Raw genomic sequence first — 15260 nt, forward strand, 5'->3', positions numbered from 1 at the left:
TTACCCTTCCTATCATATCGAACTATTCCCTAAAAATCGAGAAACAAGAACGAAAATCGAACATTTACAATTGTTTAATGAAAGAAGGACGTCCGTCAATCCGTCGGACGCCTGATTTTGATACTCATTGAGGTTTGCGTGAAGCGCGTGACTTCGCGGAACGGGCAATCCATAATGGAACTAATGTGTAGACGAGGTGTCCGATTACGAGTATCCCGATTCCGAAGCGAGGATAATCGAGTTGGTATAGAAGCATACCGAGTGGGAAAGACCAGAGATTCGTCGCAACTGTGTAAGGAAACGTTTGGCGATACGCCCACGGACGGGGAAGTAACAATCGGACAAATCCCTTCGTTAGATACGCCATAAACAATACGTAAAGTAATACAGCGATTGCGATAAAGATGAAATGAAGGATGAACCAGACGACGATTGGGATGTTTTTTTGTAAAAAGAAGGAATCAATGACCGTCGTCCAAAATGAAATCCAAGCTAATCCACAAAAATAAAGGGAAACATCTGCCAAACGAAGACGCAAAAACGGACGATTTGGAATTAAAGAAGTTTGTAAGTAATTAATTAGTTGACGTAAAAATGACAAGAAAATCACTCTTTCTACTGTTTTATAACAGATTTTATTTATTCGATTTTGATTGGTAATAAAGGTTTTTCGTGTAATGGTACAGATTAATAAAACCTTAACAAACGGATGTCTCAAAAACTATTTACAAGTTCAAAAGACCTTTACATAATGGGGGAGTTGAGAAAATAAACTTTACAAACACATCAATCCACATGAAATAAAGGAGCTGGCAAGATGAACTATGATTTGCAGGAAATGATTTTCACCTTCATCGGTGGACTCGGGATTTTCCTATTCGGTATTAAGTATATGGGAGATGGGCTCCAAAAAACAGCAGGAGACCGATTACGTTATATCCTCGATAAATATACGACGAACCCACTGTTAGGTATCCTAGCAGGTATCGTCGTCACGATTTTGATACAGTCGTCGTCAGGGACGACCGTCATCGTCGTCGGACTCGTTAGTGCAGGTCTGATGAATTTACGACAGGCGATTGGAGTCGTCATGGGGGCTAACATCGGAACAACGATTACGGCCTTCATCATCGGCTTTAACGTCAAGGAAGCTGCGCTTCCAGCAATCGCAATTGGTGCTTTCTTGATCTTCTTCTTCAATAAAGAACGGGTTCAATACATCGGACAGATTTTCTTTGGCTTCGGTGCATTGTTCTATGGTTTGACATTGATGGGCGACGGAATGGCTCCACTTGAGTCAAGTGTCTGGTTCCGTGAGTTGACGGTATCGATGTCGGATAACCCATTGCTTGGTGTATTCGTCGGAACGATCTTTACCGTTCTTGTTCAGTCGTCGTCAGCAACGATCGGTATCTTACAAGAGCTATACGCTGGTGGCATGATCGATATCAAAGCAGCACTTCCCGTCTTGTTCGGTGATAACATCGGAACGACGATCACAGCAGTACTCGCAGCACTTGGTGCGTCGATTGCAGCTAAACGAACAGCAGCAGCACACGTCATCTTCAACATTATCGGGACGATTTTATTCTTGATTGCTTTACCGATCTTCTCGAATTTCATTACTTGGATCACGGGCGCGCTTGATTTAGGTCCAAAGATGCAAATCGCCTTTGCACATGGAACATTCAACGTCGTCAATACGTTGATTCAGTGTTGGTTCATTGCGCAAATCGCATGGCTTGTACAAAAAATCGTACCGGGTACGGATACGACGATTGATTCAAAACCGCGTCATCTGGATCAAAATATCTTGAACCAATCTTCAGCACTCGCATTAAACCAAGCAAAGCTCGAAGTATTGCGTATGGGTGAATTCTCGAAAGACGCACTTGCAAAAGCACAGCGTTACACACAATCGCATGATAAGAAAGATGTATCGGAATCACAACAGATTGAATATGCGATCAACCATTTAAATACAGAAGTCACGAGTTATCTCGTTAAAGTAGCGGCACATGATTTATCAGAACGTGAATCAAATGAGCACTCGTTACTGATGCATGCCGTCAATGATTTTGAACGGATTGGTGACCACGTTGAAAACATCGTCGAATTGGTTGACTTCCAAATCGTCAACCGGATTCAGTTCACATCATCAGCGAAGCAAGAACTTGATGACATGTACGCTTTGACACAAGAAATCGTCGATTGTGCCGTTCGCGCTGTCGAAGAGGATGATGTCACACGGGCTCGAAAAGTTCTTGAACTCGAAGGTAAACTCGATGCACTCGAACGTTCATTCCGTAAGCATCATGTCCTTCGTGTTAACGCTGGCGAATGTACGGGACAAGCAGGGATGATTTTCGTCGATCTCTTGTCGAACCTCGAACGAATTGGCGATCACGCTGTCAACATCACGGATCTCGTCCTTGAACAGCGGACCGCATTAACGAACTAAGTGAAATACGATTTATCTATGACAGCTGATTTCAAAAAATGAAATCAGCTGTTTATTTTTTTGAAATAGCATATTGACAAGTTTCGCCACATCTCGTAATCTAGTAAGAGTAAGAAACATACATCATGGCGGTGTAGCTCAGCTGGCTAGAGCGTACGGTTCATACCCGTGAGGTCGTGGGTTCGACTCCCTCCGCCGCTACTATTACTTAAGGACCCTTAGCTCAGCTGGTCAGAGCAGACGGCTCATAACCGTCCGGTCGCAGGTTCGAGCCCTGCAGGGTCCATTCAGTAGAACGCTTCTCGTTGAAAAACGAGGAGCGTTTATTTTTGTTCCCCCGGGGAATAGTAAAGATATTGTAATAATATTCATACTATAGTAACTAAGGGAGAGCGAAGAGAGATGGAACGTAACCATACGATGATGCAGTTTTTTGAGTGGCATGTAGAGAATGATGGGAAGCACTGGCAACGCTTGAAAGAGCGGGCGCCTGAATTACGTGCTGCCGGCATCACGTCCGTGTGGATTCCACCGGCGTCAAAAGGTCAATCGGATGAAGATACAGGATATGGCATCTATGACGTCTATGATTTAGGCGAATTTGATCAAAAAGGAACGGTCCGTACGAAATACGGTACGAAAGATGAACTCGTCGAAGCGATCCAGGTTGCTCGTGAGAACGATATCGCTGTTTACGCGGATGTCGTCATGAACCATAAAGCAGCAGCCGATGAACTCGAGACGATCAATGTCGTCGAAGTCCATCCGGAAGATCGTTCGAAAGAAATTTCAGAAGAGTTTGAAATCGAAGCTTGGACGAAGTTTACGTTCCCGGGACGTAACGGAAAATATTCAGATTTCATCTGGACACATGAATTTTTCAATGGAACGGATTTTGATGCTCGTGAAGAAAAGACGGGTGTCTTTAAAATTTCCGGTAAAAATAAAGATTGGAATGATCAAGTCGATGATGAATTCGGAAACTATGACTATTTGATGTTCGCGAACATCGATTATAATCACCCTGAAGTCCGAGAAGAAATGATCCGCTGGGGACATTGGTTCCAAGAAACAATTGATTGCCAAGGTTTCCGACTCGATGCCATCAAACATATCAACTATGAATTCGTTCATGAATTCGCAAAATCAATGATTGAAAAAAGTGAAGGTGACTTCTATATGGTCGGTGAGTTCTGGAAATCAGATCTCGATGATTGTCGTCATTTCCTCGATAGCGTCGACTATACGATCGATTTATTCGATGTTCCGCTTCATTACAAGTTCCATGAAGCTTCGAAGCAGGGGCAAGACTTTGATATGACGACGTTGTTTGCGGATACCCTTGTCGAATCACACCCGACGAATGCCGTCACGTTCGTCGATAATCACGATTCACAACCGGGCGAATCACTGGAGTCGTGGGTGGATGACTGGTTTAAACAACATGCTTACGCGGCGATTTTACTTCGTAAAGATGGTTATCCATGTGTCTTCTACGGTGACTATTATGGTGTGCAAGGACCACATCCGGTAGAAGGAAAAAAAGAAATGATTGATGCCTTACTCTATGCACGTTATCACAAAGCGTATGGTGAACAAGAAGATTATCTCGATGATCCACATTGTGTCGGTTGGGTTCGTCGTGGAGTTGAGGAAATTGAGAACTCCGGCTGTGCGGTCTTATTGTCGAATGCCGACATGTGTGAAAAACGGATGTTTGTCGGTGAAGAACGTGCAGGTCAAGAATGGTTTGACTATACGAACTATCAAGATCACCCTGTTGTGATCGACGATGAAGGATTTGGTGTCTTCCCAGTTCCGGGTGGTGGTGTATCAGTTTTTGCTCCACGAGAAGTCGAGTAAATCCGAGGGTCTTGACTTGCGTCAACACAGGTTCTTTTGCTAGTCTTAAAGGGTATTGAAGTTTTCGAAAATAGTACAAAGGGGGACATGAACATGTCAAAATTTGAATTACCAGAACTCGGCTACGCTTATGATGCGCTTGAGCCACATATCGATGCTCGTACGATGGAGATTCACCACACGAAACACCACAACACGTATGTCACGAACGTGAATGCGGCGCTTGAGGGTACAGAACATGAAGGAAAGTCACTTGAAGAACTTCTTCAAAACTTGGATGCTCTCCCAGCAAACATTCAAACTGCAGTCCGTAACAACGGTGGCGGTCACTGGAACCACTCATTCTTCTGGAAACTGTTGAAGAAGAACGATGGTGCTGCTCCAACAGGGGAACTCGCGGTAGCAATCGACGAAGCCTTCGGATCATTCGATGCATTCAAAGATGCATTCGCGAAAGCAGCAACAACTCGTTTTGGTTCAGGTTGGGCTTGGTTAATCGTTGACGGTGGAAAATTGGCGGTCGTTTCGACACCAAACCAAGATACACCAGTCATGGAAGGCAAAACACCAATCCTCGGTCTTGATGTTTGGGAACATGCATACTATCTCAACTACCAAAACCGTCGTCCTGATTACATCAATGCGTTCTTCAACGTCGTTGATTGGGATCACGTAGCGAAGCTTTACGCTGACGCGAAGTAATGTGAAAACGAGCGTATCGTTCAATTGTGAACGATACGCTTTTTTTTATGCGGAAAATGATGGGATAGGTTGTTATGGAAAGTTTCCTTCTATATAATGAAACAAGATGACTTTTGAACGATAGGGGAGTACGCCATGGCTAAACGAATTACCGTACGAGGAAAACGGCGTAATCATCTGCCGCTTCGTCTGAATTTAATGTTCTTCGTCGTTTTTTTATTGTTTGCGATTTTGATTTTCCGTTTAGGAGTCGTGCAAATCGTCAATGGTGAGAAAATTTCGCGGGAAGTTCAAAAAACAGAAATGATCGCATCAAAATATGAAGTGCCACGCGGAAAGATTTATGACCGGGATGGTCGTCTTTTGGTTGATACGATTTCTAAATACTCGATCGTCTACCGTCGAGCACAAACGACGAAAGTCGATGAACGCATTGAGATTGCACAACGTCTTGCAGCAATCATTGATCTACCGAAAAAAGATTGGAAAGTCACAGAACGTGATATTAAGGATTTCTGGATCGCGACGAACACGAAAGAGTCTGATCGTCGTTATCAAGAAGCCGTCAAACAGAAATATCCTTCAGCAGAAGCACAAAGTAAACTATCAATCGCAGAACAGGATCAAATCCGATTAGATGCGATTACGAAAGACGATATTGATTATGACGATCAAACAATGGAAGTCATTGCGATCAAACACAACATGGAAGTCGGTTACGCGCTTGATCCACAACTCGTCAAACTCGGTGCTTCCGCAAAAGAGATGGCAATCATCGATGAAAATCTAGAAGATTTAAAGGGTGTATCGGTGGAACCGTTCTACGAGCGATCTTATCCATATGAAGGAACACTTCGGAATATCTTCGGGAAGTATTCGAAGATTCCAGCAGAACAACAAGCGGAGTTCAAAGCAAAAGGCTACAGCTTGAATGACCGTGTCGGAACATCATTCCTTGAACAACAGTATGAAGATCTACTGCGAGGGAAACCCGCATACGATGTGTATGAGACGTTTAACGGAGAGCCGGTCGGTGATCCAAAACGCGAGGAAGGCGAGTCCGGTAAAGATCTCGTTCTGACCGTGGATGCGGAATACAACAAACAAGTCGACCAAATCATGCAACAAGCCATTAAAATGGGACGTGGCATGGGTAGTCGTTATCTAAAAGAAGGTTACGCCGTCGTCATGAATCCACAGACAGGTGAGATTCTTGCGATGTCTGGTCAAAAGTTGGATCCAGCAACCGGTAAGTTCTCAGATGTCGCAATCAATAACGTCTTAACGTCGCTTCAAATCGGTTCGACGATCAAAGGTGCAACGGTTGCGATGGGGCTCGAGGAGGGCGTCATCCGTCAAAACGAAGTCATCAATGATGCTCCGATTACAATCGGGGGTACGAAAAAAGGATCGTATGTCAACATGGGAGCAATCACGGATTTAACGGCTCTTGAGCGTTCATCAAACGTTTATATGTTCAACATTGCGATGCGGATGGCGAAATATCCGAGTAATGGTATCGCTGGAGCAAGTGTAGATGCAGCAGCTGCGATCATGCAGAATTACTATAGTCAGTTCGGCCTTGGAGTGACGACGGGTGTAGATTTACCGTACGAAGCAAAAGGTGTTCAAGGAACACCGGACCGTGTCACGCTACTCATGGACCGAGTCATCGGACAGTATGATGCCTTTACACCGCTACAAGTCGCACAATATATTTCAACACTTGCCAACGGTGGCTATCGTGTTCAACCGCACTTCTTAAAAGAAGTTCTCGCGTCGAATTCGATTGAAAAAGGGACAAAACAAGTGGATTATAGCTTTAAGACGAATTACCTGAATCGGATTGAAGTCAGTCAAGATAACATTGATCATGTCCGCGAAGGATTACATCGTGTTGTCAAGGGAGAGCGTGGTACAGCAAAAATCATTGCCCAAACCGGTATTGATGCAGCTGCGAAAACAGGTACAGCGCAGGTCAGTGTCTATGGTGATGATGGAATCGCCTTACGTGACGGCAGTGGTCAACCGGTTCGTTCATTGAACTCGAACCTTGTCGGCTGGGCACCGTATGATAATCCAGAGATGGCATGGGCCGTGTTCCTTCCTTATATGGAACAAGAAACCGTCAACTCAAAAATCGGTCACGATCTTGTCAAAGCGTATTTCAATGTGAAGGACGTACCATGGCAAACTAAGCCAAATTAACTAGAAATAAAGCGAGAGTGAGCAATCACTCTCGTTTTTTTTGTTTGTATTGACCTTTTTTTCTAATGGATTTCGAATTGTAAACACTAAAAAACACGCCTTTACAATTCTTTTACGTTGGATTCATTTCGTTTTAATAGTTCATCCGTAGTATAAGTCTTGTAAGGAAAACGGATAAAAAGTCGTGACATCGTCAGCGACATACTTTCGAGGAGGAAAATTAATCATGTCTTGGATGAAAAAAACAGCACTCATCACAACGGTAGCATCAATCGCAGTAGTGGGGGCAGCATGTGGTAACGATAAAGGCGGTTCTGCTAGTTCATCTGATTTAAAAGGAAAAATCGCAATCGACGGTTCTTCTACAGTCTTCCCGATTATGGAAGCTGTCGGTGAAGAATATTCGATGGAACAACCTGACGTAGATGTCACAGTTGGTGTCTCTGGTACAGGCGGTGGATTCAAACGCTTCGTCGTTGGGGAAACAGATCTTTCAAACGCATCGCGTGAAATTAAAGAAGAAGAAGCAGCTGAAGCGAAAAAGAACAACATTGAATATACAAAACTTTCACTCGCATATGATGGTTTGACTGTCGCAGTCAGTAAAGAAAATACATGGGTAAAAGAACTCTCAATGGAGCAACTCGAGAAAATCTGGCTCGATCCTAACGTCAAAACATGGAAAGATGTCGATTCTTCTTACCCAGCTGAACCATTGAAATTCTTTAGCCCAGGGAAAGATTCAGGAACATTCGACTTCTTCTCTGAAAAAGTACTTGAGAAAAAAGATATGCGTAAAGATGTTCAATTATCAGAAGACGATAACGTTCTCGTCAAAGGTGTTGAAGGAACGAAAGGCGCAATCGGCTACTTCGGTTACGCGTACTACGCAGAGAATAAAGATAAGTTGAAGGAAGTACCACTTTCAGCTGAAGGAAAAGACGCAGTCGATCCAACACCAGAAACAATCAAAGATCTTTCTTACCCACTGTCACGTGAAATTTACACGTATGTCAACAACAAATCGATGAAAGATAAAAAACAAGTCGCTGATTTCGTTCAGTTCACGAACGAAAACGCTGGTGATCTAGCTGAAGAAGTTGGATATATCAAAATGCCACAAGATCGTTATGATGAAAACGCAAAAGCAATTGAAGACGCAATGAAATAAATCATCGAGTCATGAGGATGGCCCAACCGGGGAAGTCTGTACCGGTTGGGTCCCGTTCTCATGTCAAGAAGAAGTAGGGAGTGAAGAAGGATGAGTTCAACTCAAAACAAATCGGTTCGCGAGCTGATTCAACAGAACCGACAGCAAAAATACAGTATGAAAAACGTCATGGAACGCGTCATGCCGATCGTGTTATTCCTATGTGCGTTCGTCTCGGTCGTTACGACCATCGGCATCATTCTCACGTTAGTCATTGAAACAGAACACTTCTTTGAAGTCGTTCCGTTCAAGGAATTCTTCGGCAGTACGAGCTGGTATCCACTCAACTCACAACCAGAGTATGGAATTTGGCCACTTGTCGTCGGTACGCTTGAGATTACCGTGATTGCGATGCTAGTTGCCGTGCCGATCGGTCTCACATCAGCGATTTATTTAAGTGAGTACGCGTCAGACCGCGCACGCCGTATCTTAAAACCAATTCTTGAAGTCTTAGCTGGTGTTCCGACAATCGTTTTCGGATTCTTCGCGTTGACGTTCGTCACACCATTACTCGTAAAATTGATTCCAGGAATTCAGATTTACAATGCGCTTAGCCCAGGGATTGTCGTCGGGATCATGATCATTCCAATGATCGCTTCGATTTCTGAGGATGCAATGAGCTCTGTCCCGAAAAAAATTCGTGATGGTGCGCTTGCGCTCGGTTCGACACGTCTTGAAGTCGCTTTGAAAGTCGTCGTTCCAGCTGCTTTATCAGGTATCATCGCATCGATCGTACTCGGGATGTCTCGTGCGATCGGTGAGACGATGATCGTTACAATCGCTGGTGGTTCGAATCCAACAGCTGCTGTTGATCCACTCGAACCAGTTCAAACGATGACAGCTTACATCGTTCAGGTTGCCTTAGGTGATGCTGGATTTGGAACTGTCGAATATTACAGTATCTATGCGGTCGGTACGCTCTTGTTCGTCTTCACGTTAGTGATGAACTTACTTGCGAACTGGATCACACGCCGCTTCAGAGAGGAGTACTAAGATGGCCTTACCAGAAAAGCAACCTGTCATGAAAAAATTTATCGATCCAGTCGCGGTGAAGAAATCCATTAGCCAGCGACTCGTCGTCAACAACGTCACAAAAGTCATTTTCCTTGCTGGACTGTTCTTTGGTCTCGTTGTCCTTGGTATTCTCCTGTTCGGCGTCATCCGTGACGGTGCGTCATGGTTATCACTTGAGTTTCTACAAAATGCACCATCGCGTCGTGCGGAACGGGCCGGGATTTATCCGGCGTTAATGGGATCGATCTTCTTGATGCTCCTCATCATCCCGATGATTTTCGTCATTGGTGTCGGAGCAGCGATTTACCTTGAAGAATATGCGAAGAAGAGTCGGATGACTTCATTCATCGAAGTCAACATCTCAAACCTTGCAGGTGTACCATCGATCGTCTTCGGTTTACTTGGTTTGACGTTCTTCGTACGTAATATGGGCTTCGGCTCGACATTGATTGCAGGAGCATTGACGCTTGCATTAATGAGTCTTCCTGTCGTTATCGTCTCGTCTCAAGAAGCGATTCGTGCCGTTCCACAAGCGATGCGTCATGCATCACTTGCACTCGGTGCGTCAAAATGGCAAACGACGTTCAAAGTCGTTCTTCCGGCATCACTTCCGGGTGTCATTACTGGGATCATCTTGGCTGTATCTCGAGCGATTGGTGAGACAGCACCACTCATCATGGTCGGAGCTGCGATTTTCATTGCTCGTGCGCCTGAAAGTATTTTCTCAGAATTCACAGCATTACCGATTCAAATCTACAACTGGACAAGTCGTCCACAAGCGGACTTCCAAGGACTTGCAGCGGCAGGTATCATTGTCTTAATGGTCATCCTTTTGACGATGAACTCACTTGCGATCTGGATCCGGAACCGTTTCTCAAAACGTTATTAATCGAACGAGATAGATAGAAGGGATTTCTTTTAAGGAGGAAGACAGATGATGGATACGAAGCTGAATACGAAATCAGTCGATACAGAAGGGACAGAGCGTATGAACCAACCAGTAGCAGCACGTGAGAGCGTCTATAACGTCAAAGACTTAAACTTATGGTACGGTGACGATCATGCGCTGAAAGATGTCAATCTCGACATTAAGAAAAATGAAGTCACGGCAATCATTGGACCGTCTGGCTGCGGGAAGTCGACATTCATCAAAACATTGAATCGAATGGTCGAACTCGTTCCGATCGTACGGACGAATGGTGCAATCGAGTATCACGGACGTAATATCTTTGATAAAGAATACGGTGTCGAAGAATTACGGACATCGGTCGGAATGGTCTTCCAGCAACCGAATCCATTCCCGAAATCAATTTATGATAACATCGCTTACGGTCCCCGTGTCCACGGCGTCAAAAACAAAAAGATCCTCGACGAAATTGTTGAACGTAGTTTACGCCGTGCGGCAATCTGGGATGAAGTCAAAGATCGTTTGAACGAAAATGCTTATGGTCTTTCTGGTGGTCAGCAACAACGTCTTTGTATCGCCCGTTGCCTTGCAATCGAGCCAGATGTCATCTTGATGGATGAGCCGACATCGGCACTTGATCCGATTTCTACATTAAAAGTAGAAGAACTCGTCCAAGAATTGAAATCAGACTACTCGATCATCATCGTGACACACAACATGCAACAGGCTGCACGTGTTTCGGACAAAACAGCGTTCTTCTTGAATGGTGAAGTCGTCGAGTTCGATCAAACAGATCGGATCTTTGGCAATCCGAGTGACAAACGGACGGAAGATTACATTTCAGGACGATTCGGATAAGAAGGGGAGACGAGACGAATGGCAGCGAACCGTACGATTTTTGGAGAAAATTTGGCAATACTCGATCAAAAGGTCTTTTTACTGGCCCGTAAGACGATGCAACAGATCGCAACCACAGCTGAAGCACTCGAAAAATATGATCAAGATATCGCGCGTAGTGTCATCGAAAACGATAATGAACTCGATGATCTTGAACTTGAAATCAACGATGATGCGATTCTCTTAATCGCGAAGCAACAACCCGTTGCAACGGATTTACGACGAATCATCACCGCGATGAAAATTTCGTCGGATCTCGAACGGATTGCAGATTATGCGGGGAATATCTCAAAAGCGGTTCTTCGTGTCGAAACATTCCCGTATGTCATCGATATCTCTTTGTTGAAGGAAGCATTCGAGACATTACTGGATATGACGGAAACTGCGATCGTCGCCTATCGTGACGGAGATGTCGAGAAAGCAAAAGCCTTGTCTGATCTCGATAACGTCATTGATGAGACGACATATAAGGCACTTCGCCAGTACATGCGTCACATGTCACTTCAGCCGATTGTCGTCGATGAAGTCATGCAATTCACGAACATTTGCCGCTACATCGAGCGGATGGGTGATCACTTGACGAACGTCGGGGAGCATCTGATCTATCTCGAAAAAGGAAAACATTATGATTTAAACGGATGAATCAAGTAGGCAGGAGGAATTTCCTCTGCCTACTTTTTTTGTAAAGGGATTCGAAACACGTTTGTAGAATAGGAAAGAAGTGAATAATGACAGAGAGGTGATTGGGAATGCTTGAGCAAATCATTAAATTGAAAGAACAAGGGCTGACAACAAAACAAATCGCAGCTCAATTGGATACGACTGAAGGAAAAATCAAATATGCGTGGACTAAATATCGTAAATCGTTAACAGAACAACCTTTAGTAGCGCCGAAAGTAGAATCAAAAACGGTCAAGCAGACAAAAAAGTCGACTGCACCTGTATTAGACGTCGTACCGTCTGTGCAAGTGGTACCTTCGCTAGAACGTGACGCGTTTGGAATGGCGACACATTACGAGGATGACATCCTCCACGCCATCGTTCAGTCACCGACAGCGTTATACGTCTACTGGGAATTGTCTGAACTGTCGAAACAGTTGCTAGAGACGCACTATCACACGACGTTTGATTCGTTCCGTAAAGAATTACGCATTATTGATGTCACGCTTGTTGAATATGAACAAGGACAGGCAAATCGGACGTATCAATTCGAGCTACCAGAAATGACGAATGCTTGGTTCGTTCGACCAGTCGCCCCGAATACTACATACATCATTGAATGGGGCATTCAAACGATCGACGGGGACTTTGTTCCAGTACTGCGTTCAAAACCAGTCGAAACGCCACGTGACGAGCCAGTTACGGACGGACGGTTCGCGGAAGTCGTGCATCATTGGCAATACGGAGAGGTCGAACAACCGGAATGGGTCGAAGTATTACGTCCTTACTCCTATTTCGATCGCGTCCGATAATGGAATTAGAGAGAGGGAAAGGAAGAGAAGCTATGCGAAAAGGATATTTTTCACTCGTCTTACATGCACATTTACCATATATCCGTCATGAAGAGGCGCATCGTCTAGAAGAACGGTGGATGTATGAAGCGATTTCAGAAACCTACATCCCATTATTGTGGGAGGTCGATCGCTTGTCACGTCCGCTCGGCTGGACGGTCAGCATTTCACCACCCGTCATCGAGATGCTTGCCGACCCATTGATTCAAGAGCGGTATATCGAGCATATCGAGGATACGTTACGTTTGATTCGCCAGGAACTAGAGCGAGAGCTTGCTCAAAAGGAACGAGATGCGCTTCTATTCTATCAAGACCGCTATCAAGATTTATTGAATACGTTCCTTCACTGGGAAAAAGATTTGAACCGCGCATTCCGTCATTACAAGGAGCAAGGTTATCTCGATTTGATTACGTGTACGGCGACGCACGGATTCAGTCCGCACATGTTGTCTGAACAAGCGGCACGTTCTGAAATTCAGACGGGATTGAACTGTTTCGAACGTCATTACGGATTCCGTCCATCTGGTCTTTGGATGCCAGAGTGTGCGTATACGCCCGGACTTGATCGTATTTTGTATGAAGAGGGCATTCGTTATACATTCGTTGACGAACATTCAATCTTAAACGCGGATCCGTCACCGAAACACGGAATCGGAGCACCTGTCTATTCGCCGCACGGTGTGGCACTGTTCCCGCGTGATCAAATCATTTCCGGGAAGATTTGGAGCTCTGTCATCGGATACCCGGGTCATCCGGATTACCGCGAGTTTTATCGTGACCTTGCGTACGATCGAGAGTGGGATCAAATCGCTGAGTTCATGCACCCGGAAGGCTTACGTTATGATACAGGATTGAAATTGCATCGTGTAACAGGAGAAACGGATCAAAAAGACTATTACGTTCGTGATTGGGCATGGCAACGGACAAGTGAGCACGCAGCAGACTTCGCACAAGCACTTGGTGAACATTTAGATGCGCATCAAGGACAAGACTTCCCACCGTTCCTTGTCACAGCACCATTTGATGCCGAATTGTTCGGTCACTGGTGGTTTGAAGGTCCCGACTTCCTCGGTAAAGCGATGGAACGTTTAGAAGATCAAGGAATTGAGTCGATTTCACCGGCGATCTTCCTCGAACGTCACTTCCAAGACATCGACACGGCGCACGTCGCGATGGGAACGTGGGGACGAAAAGGCTACGCGGAAGTCTGGATCAATGAACGGAATGACTGGATGATTCGTCATCTCCATCAGCTTGAGAAGAGACTAGCAGGAATCGTAGCTCGAAATCGTCATCAAGATGCGTTGACTGTCAAAGCGAAGCGTCAACTCATTCGAGAATACCTCCTCGCTGTCTCGAGCGACTGGCCGTTCATCCTTGATGGACAGACGACAGCGCAGTATGCTGCGAATCGTTTCCGGGAGCATATCTTACGTTTTGAAGAAACCGAGCGTCGACTGGATGCTGAGGAGCTGACGGTGGAATGGTTGGATGCTCGATATCGCGAATATCCTTTTCTTCAAGATTCAGATATTGAACCGGATGTCTTCTTGACGGCACATGATTACTACGTGGCAGTGAAGCGTGAGAAATCTTGGAATACAGACGCCATCTTATTGTTCGTCCGACAATATGATGCGTCAGACCGACCAGCTTCGGAGCTCGCTCGACGGCTCGCTGCTGCTGGTGAGAACGTCTATGTCGTCACGGAACATCCGGAAGCGTATCGATTTGAAGAAGGTGTTCACGTTTACGGAGTGCAAGTGACAGGTCTACCGCTCGTTCAGACCTATAACCAACTGGCGGCACTAAATTTAACCTTCTTACGCCAAGCGCAAGCTTTGAGTAAGATCGTTGATTTCGCAGTCATCCACAACTTCAACATGGAGACCGCATCAGCTGCCCAAGCTATCGCGAAGATCAAAGAGTTGCCACTCGTCAGTAATGTCTACGATGTCGAAAGTGAGCGTTCTCCTGATCGTTCAGGTGGTCTGGTCGTTGCCTTAAAACGACTTGAAGGAGATGCGTTGCGCCAATCAGCGGTTGTTTATCTAGAACGAGAAGAGTCACGTCACGGGGTGGAGCAAGAGTATCACGTCGAAAAGAAGCCACTGCGTTTTGAAGAGAACCTTGAAAAACCATATCAACACGTGACGAATCCGAAAAAGAACGGATGAACAGTTGCAATTCCTTTCCTTTCTTGGTACGATACTTGAGTATGCTTAACCTTATGTAAAGCAAAATCACTTGATACATCGAGAGCTAGATAGGAGGGAATCCCATGCGCGTTAAAATCACATTAGCTTGCACTGAAACTGGTGACCGTACTTATATCACTAAAAAGAACAAGCGTAACAACCCAGAGCGTCTTGAGTTGAAGAAATACAACCCACGTCTCCGTAAGCACACACTTCACCGTGAAGTGAAATAATTGAGATGGAAGCCGTCACTTCGTGTGATGGCTTTTTTTGTGGAAAGGAAGACATT

General features: G+C 45.0%; 13 protein-coding genes and 2 tRNA genes. 14 read left to right on the forward strand and 1 reads right to left on the reverse strand.

Annotated elements, in window-relative coordinates; all coding sequences use genetic code 11:
* Window positions 1-124: 124 nt before the first annotated feature.
* Window positions 125-610, reverse strand: a complete 486-nt coding sequence (locus KNQ12_RS08660; RefSeq protein WP_214747570.1) for a hypothetical protein — start codon at window positions 608-610, stop codon at window positions 125-127.
* A 207-nt stretch (window positions 611-817) separates the two neighbouring features.
* On the opposite strand from KNQ12_RS08660, the gene KNQ12_RS08665 reads away from it, so the two are divergent.
* The 14 genes from KNQ12_RS08665 (at window position 818) to rpmG (ending at window position 15204) form a co-directional block, all read left to right on the forward strand.
* Window positions 818-2461 carry a Na/Pi cotransporter family protein gene (locus KNQ12_RS08665; RefSeq protein WP_035398342.1) on the forward strand — a complete coding sequence of 548 codons (1644 nt, stop codon included), beginning with the start codon at window positions 818-820 and terminating at the stop codon, window positions 2459-2461.
* A 127-nt stretch (window positions 2462-2588) separates the two neighbouring features.
* Window positions 2589-2662, forward strand: a tRNA-Met gene (locus KNQ12_RS08670).
* An 11-nt stretch (window positions 2663-2673) separates the two neighbouring features.
* Window positions 2674-2747, forward strand: a tRNA-Ile gene (locus KNQ12_RS08675).
* Between the two features lie 116 nt (window positions 2748-2863).
* Window positions 2864-4324 carry an alpha-amylase gene (locus tag KNQ12_RS08680; protein WP_214747573.1) on the forward strand — a complete coding sequence of 487 codons (1461 nt, stop codon included), beginning with the start codon at window positions 2864-2866 and terminating at the stop codon, window positions 4322-4324.
* A gap of 93 nt (window positions 4325-4417) precedes the next feature.
* Window positions 4418-5026, forward strand: coding sequence for a superoxide dismutase (locus KNQ12_RS08685; protein WP_214747577.1), 609 nt, complete (start codon window positions 4418-4420; stop codon window positions 5024-5026).
* 135 nt (window positions 5027-5161) lie between these two features.
* Window positions 5162-7234 (forward strand): peptidoglycan D,D-transpeptidase FtsI family protein, encoded by a 2073-nt coding sequence (locus KNQ12_RS08690; protein ID WP_214747580.1) that lies wholly within the window; start codon window positions 5162-5164, stop codon window positions 7232-7234.
* A gap of 226 nt (window positions 7235-7460) precedes the next feature.
* The gene (locus KNQ12_RS08695; protein ID WP_214747583.1) at window positions 7461-8405 is read left to right on the forward strand and encodes a PstS family phosphate ABC transporter substrate-binding protein; all 945 of its coding nucleotides are present in this window, start codon (window positions 7461-7463) and stop codon (window positions 8403-8405) included.
* Between the two features lie 90 nt (window positions 8406-8495).
* Window positions 8496-9437 carry a phosphate ABC transporter permease subunit PstC gene (gene pstC / locus KNQ12_RS08700; RefSeq protein ID WP_035398337.1) on the forward strand — a complete coding sequence of 314 codons (942 nt, stop codon included), beginning with the start codon at window positions 8496-8498 and terminating at the stop codon, window positions 9435-9437.
* 1 nt (window position 9438) lies between these two features.
* Window positions 9439-10347, forward strand: coding sequence for a phosphate ABC transporter permease PstA (gene pstA, locus KNQ12_RS08705; RefSeq protein ID WP_058265099.1), 909 nt, complete (start codon window positions 9439-9441; stop codon window positions 10345-10347).
* Window positions 10348-10446: 99 nt separating this feature from the next.
* Window positions 10447-11223: a phosphate ABC transporter ATP-binding protein PstB gene (gene pstB, locus KNQ12_RS08710; protein WP_053454494.1), complete on the forward strand. Its 777-nt coding sequence runs from the start codon at window positions 10447-10449 to the stop codon at window positions 11221-11223.
* Window positions 11224-11241: 18 nt separating this feature from the next.
* Window positions 11242-11904, forward strand: coding sequence for a phosphate signaling complex protein PhoU (gene phoU / locus KNQ12_RS08715; protein WP_023467542.1), 663 nt, complete (start codon window positions 11242-11244; stop codon window positions 11902-11904).
* Window positions 11905-12011: 107 nt separating this feature from the next.
* Entirely contained in the window at window positions 12012-12734 is a 723-nt protein-coding gene (locus KNQ12_RS08720; RefSeq protein WP_035398333.1) for a DUF4912 domain-containing protein, read from the forward strand.
* A 32-nt stretch (window positions 12735-12766) separates the two neighbouring features.
* Window positions 12767-14950 (forward strand): 1,4-alpha-glucan branching protein domain-containing protein, encoded by a 2184-nt coding sequence (locus tag KNQ12_RS08725; protein ID WP_214747589.1) that lies wholly within the window; start codon window positions 12767-12769, stop codon window positions 14948-14950.
* A gap of 104 nt (window positions 14951-15054) precedes the next feature.
* Window positions 15055-15204: a 50S ribosomal protein L33 gene (gene rpmG, locus KNQ12_RS08730; protein ID WP_012369771.1), complete on the forward strand. Its 150-nt coding sequence runs from the start codon at window positions 15055-15057 to the stop codon at window positions 15202-15204.
* The last annotated feature ends 56 nt before the right edge of the window (window positions 15205-15260 follow it).

The sequence above is a fragment of the Exiguobacterium sp. s11 genome, from assembly GCF_018619015.1.
Lineage (GTDB): Bacteria > Bacillota > Bacilli > Exiguobacteriales > Exiguobacteriaceae > Exiguobacterium_A > Exiguobacterium_A indicum.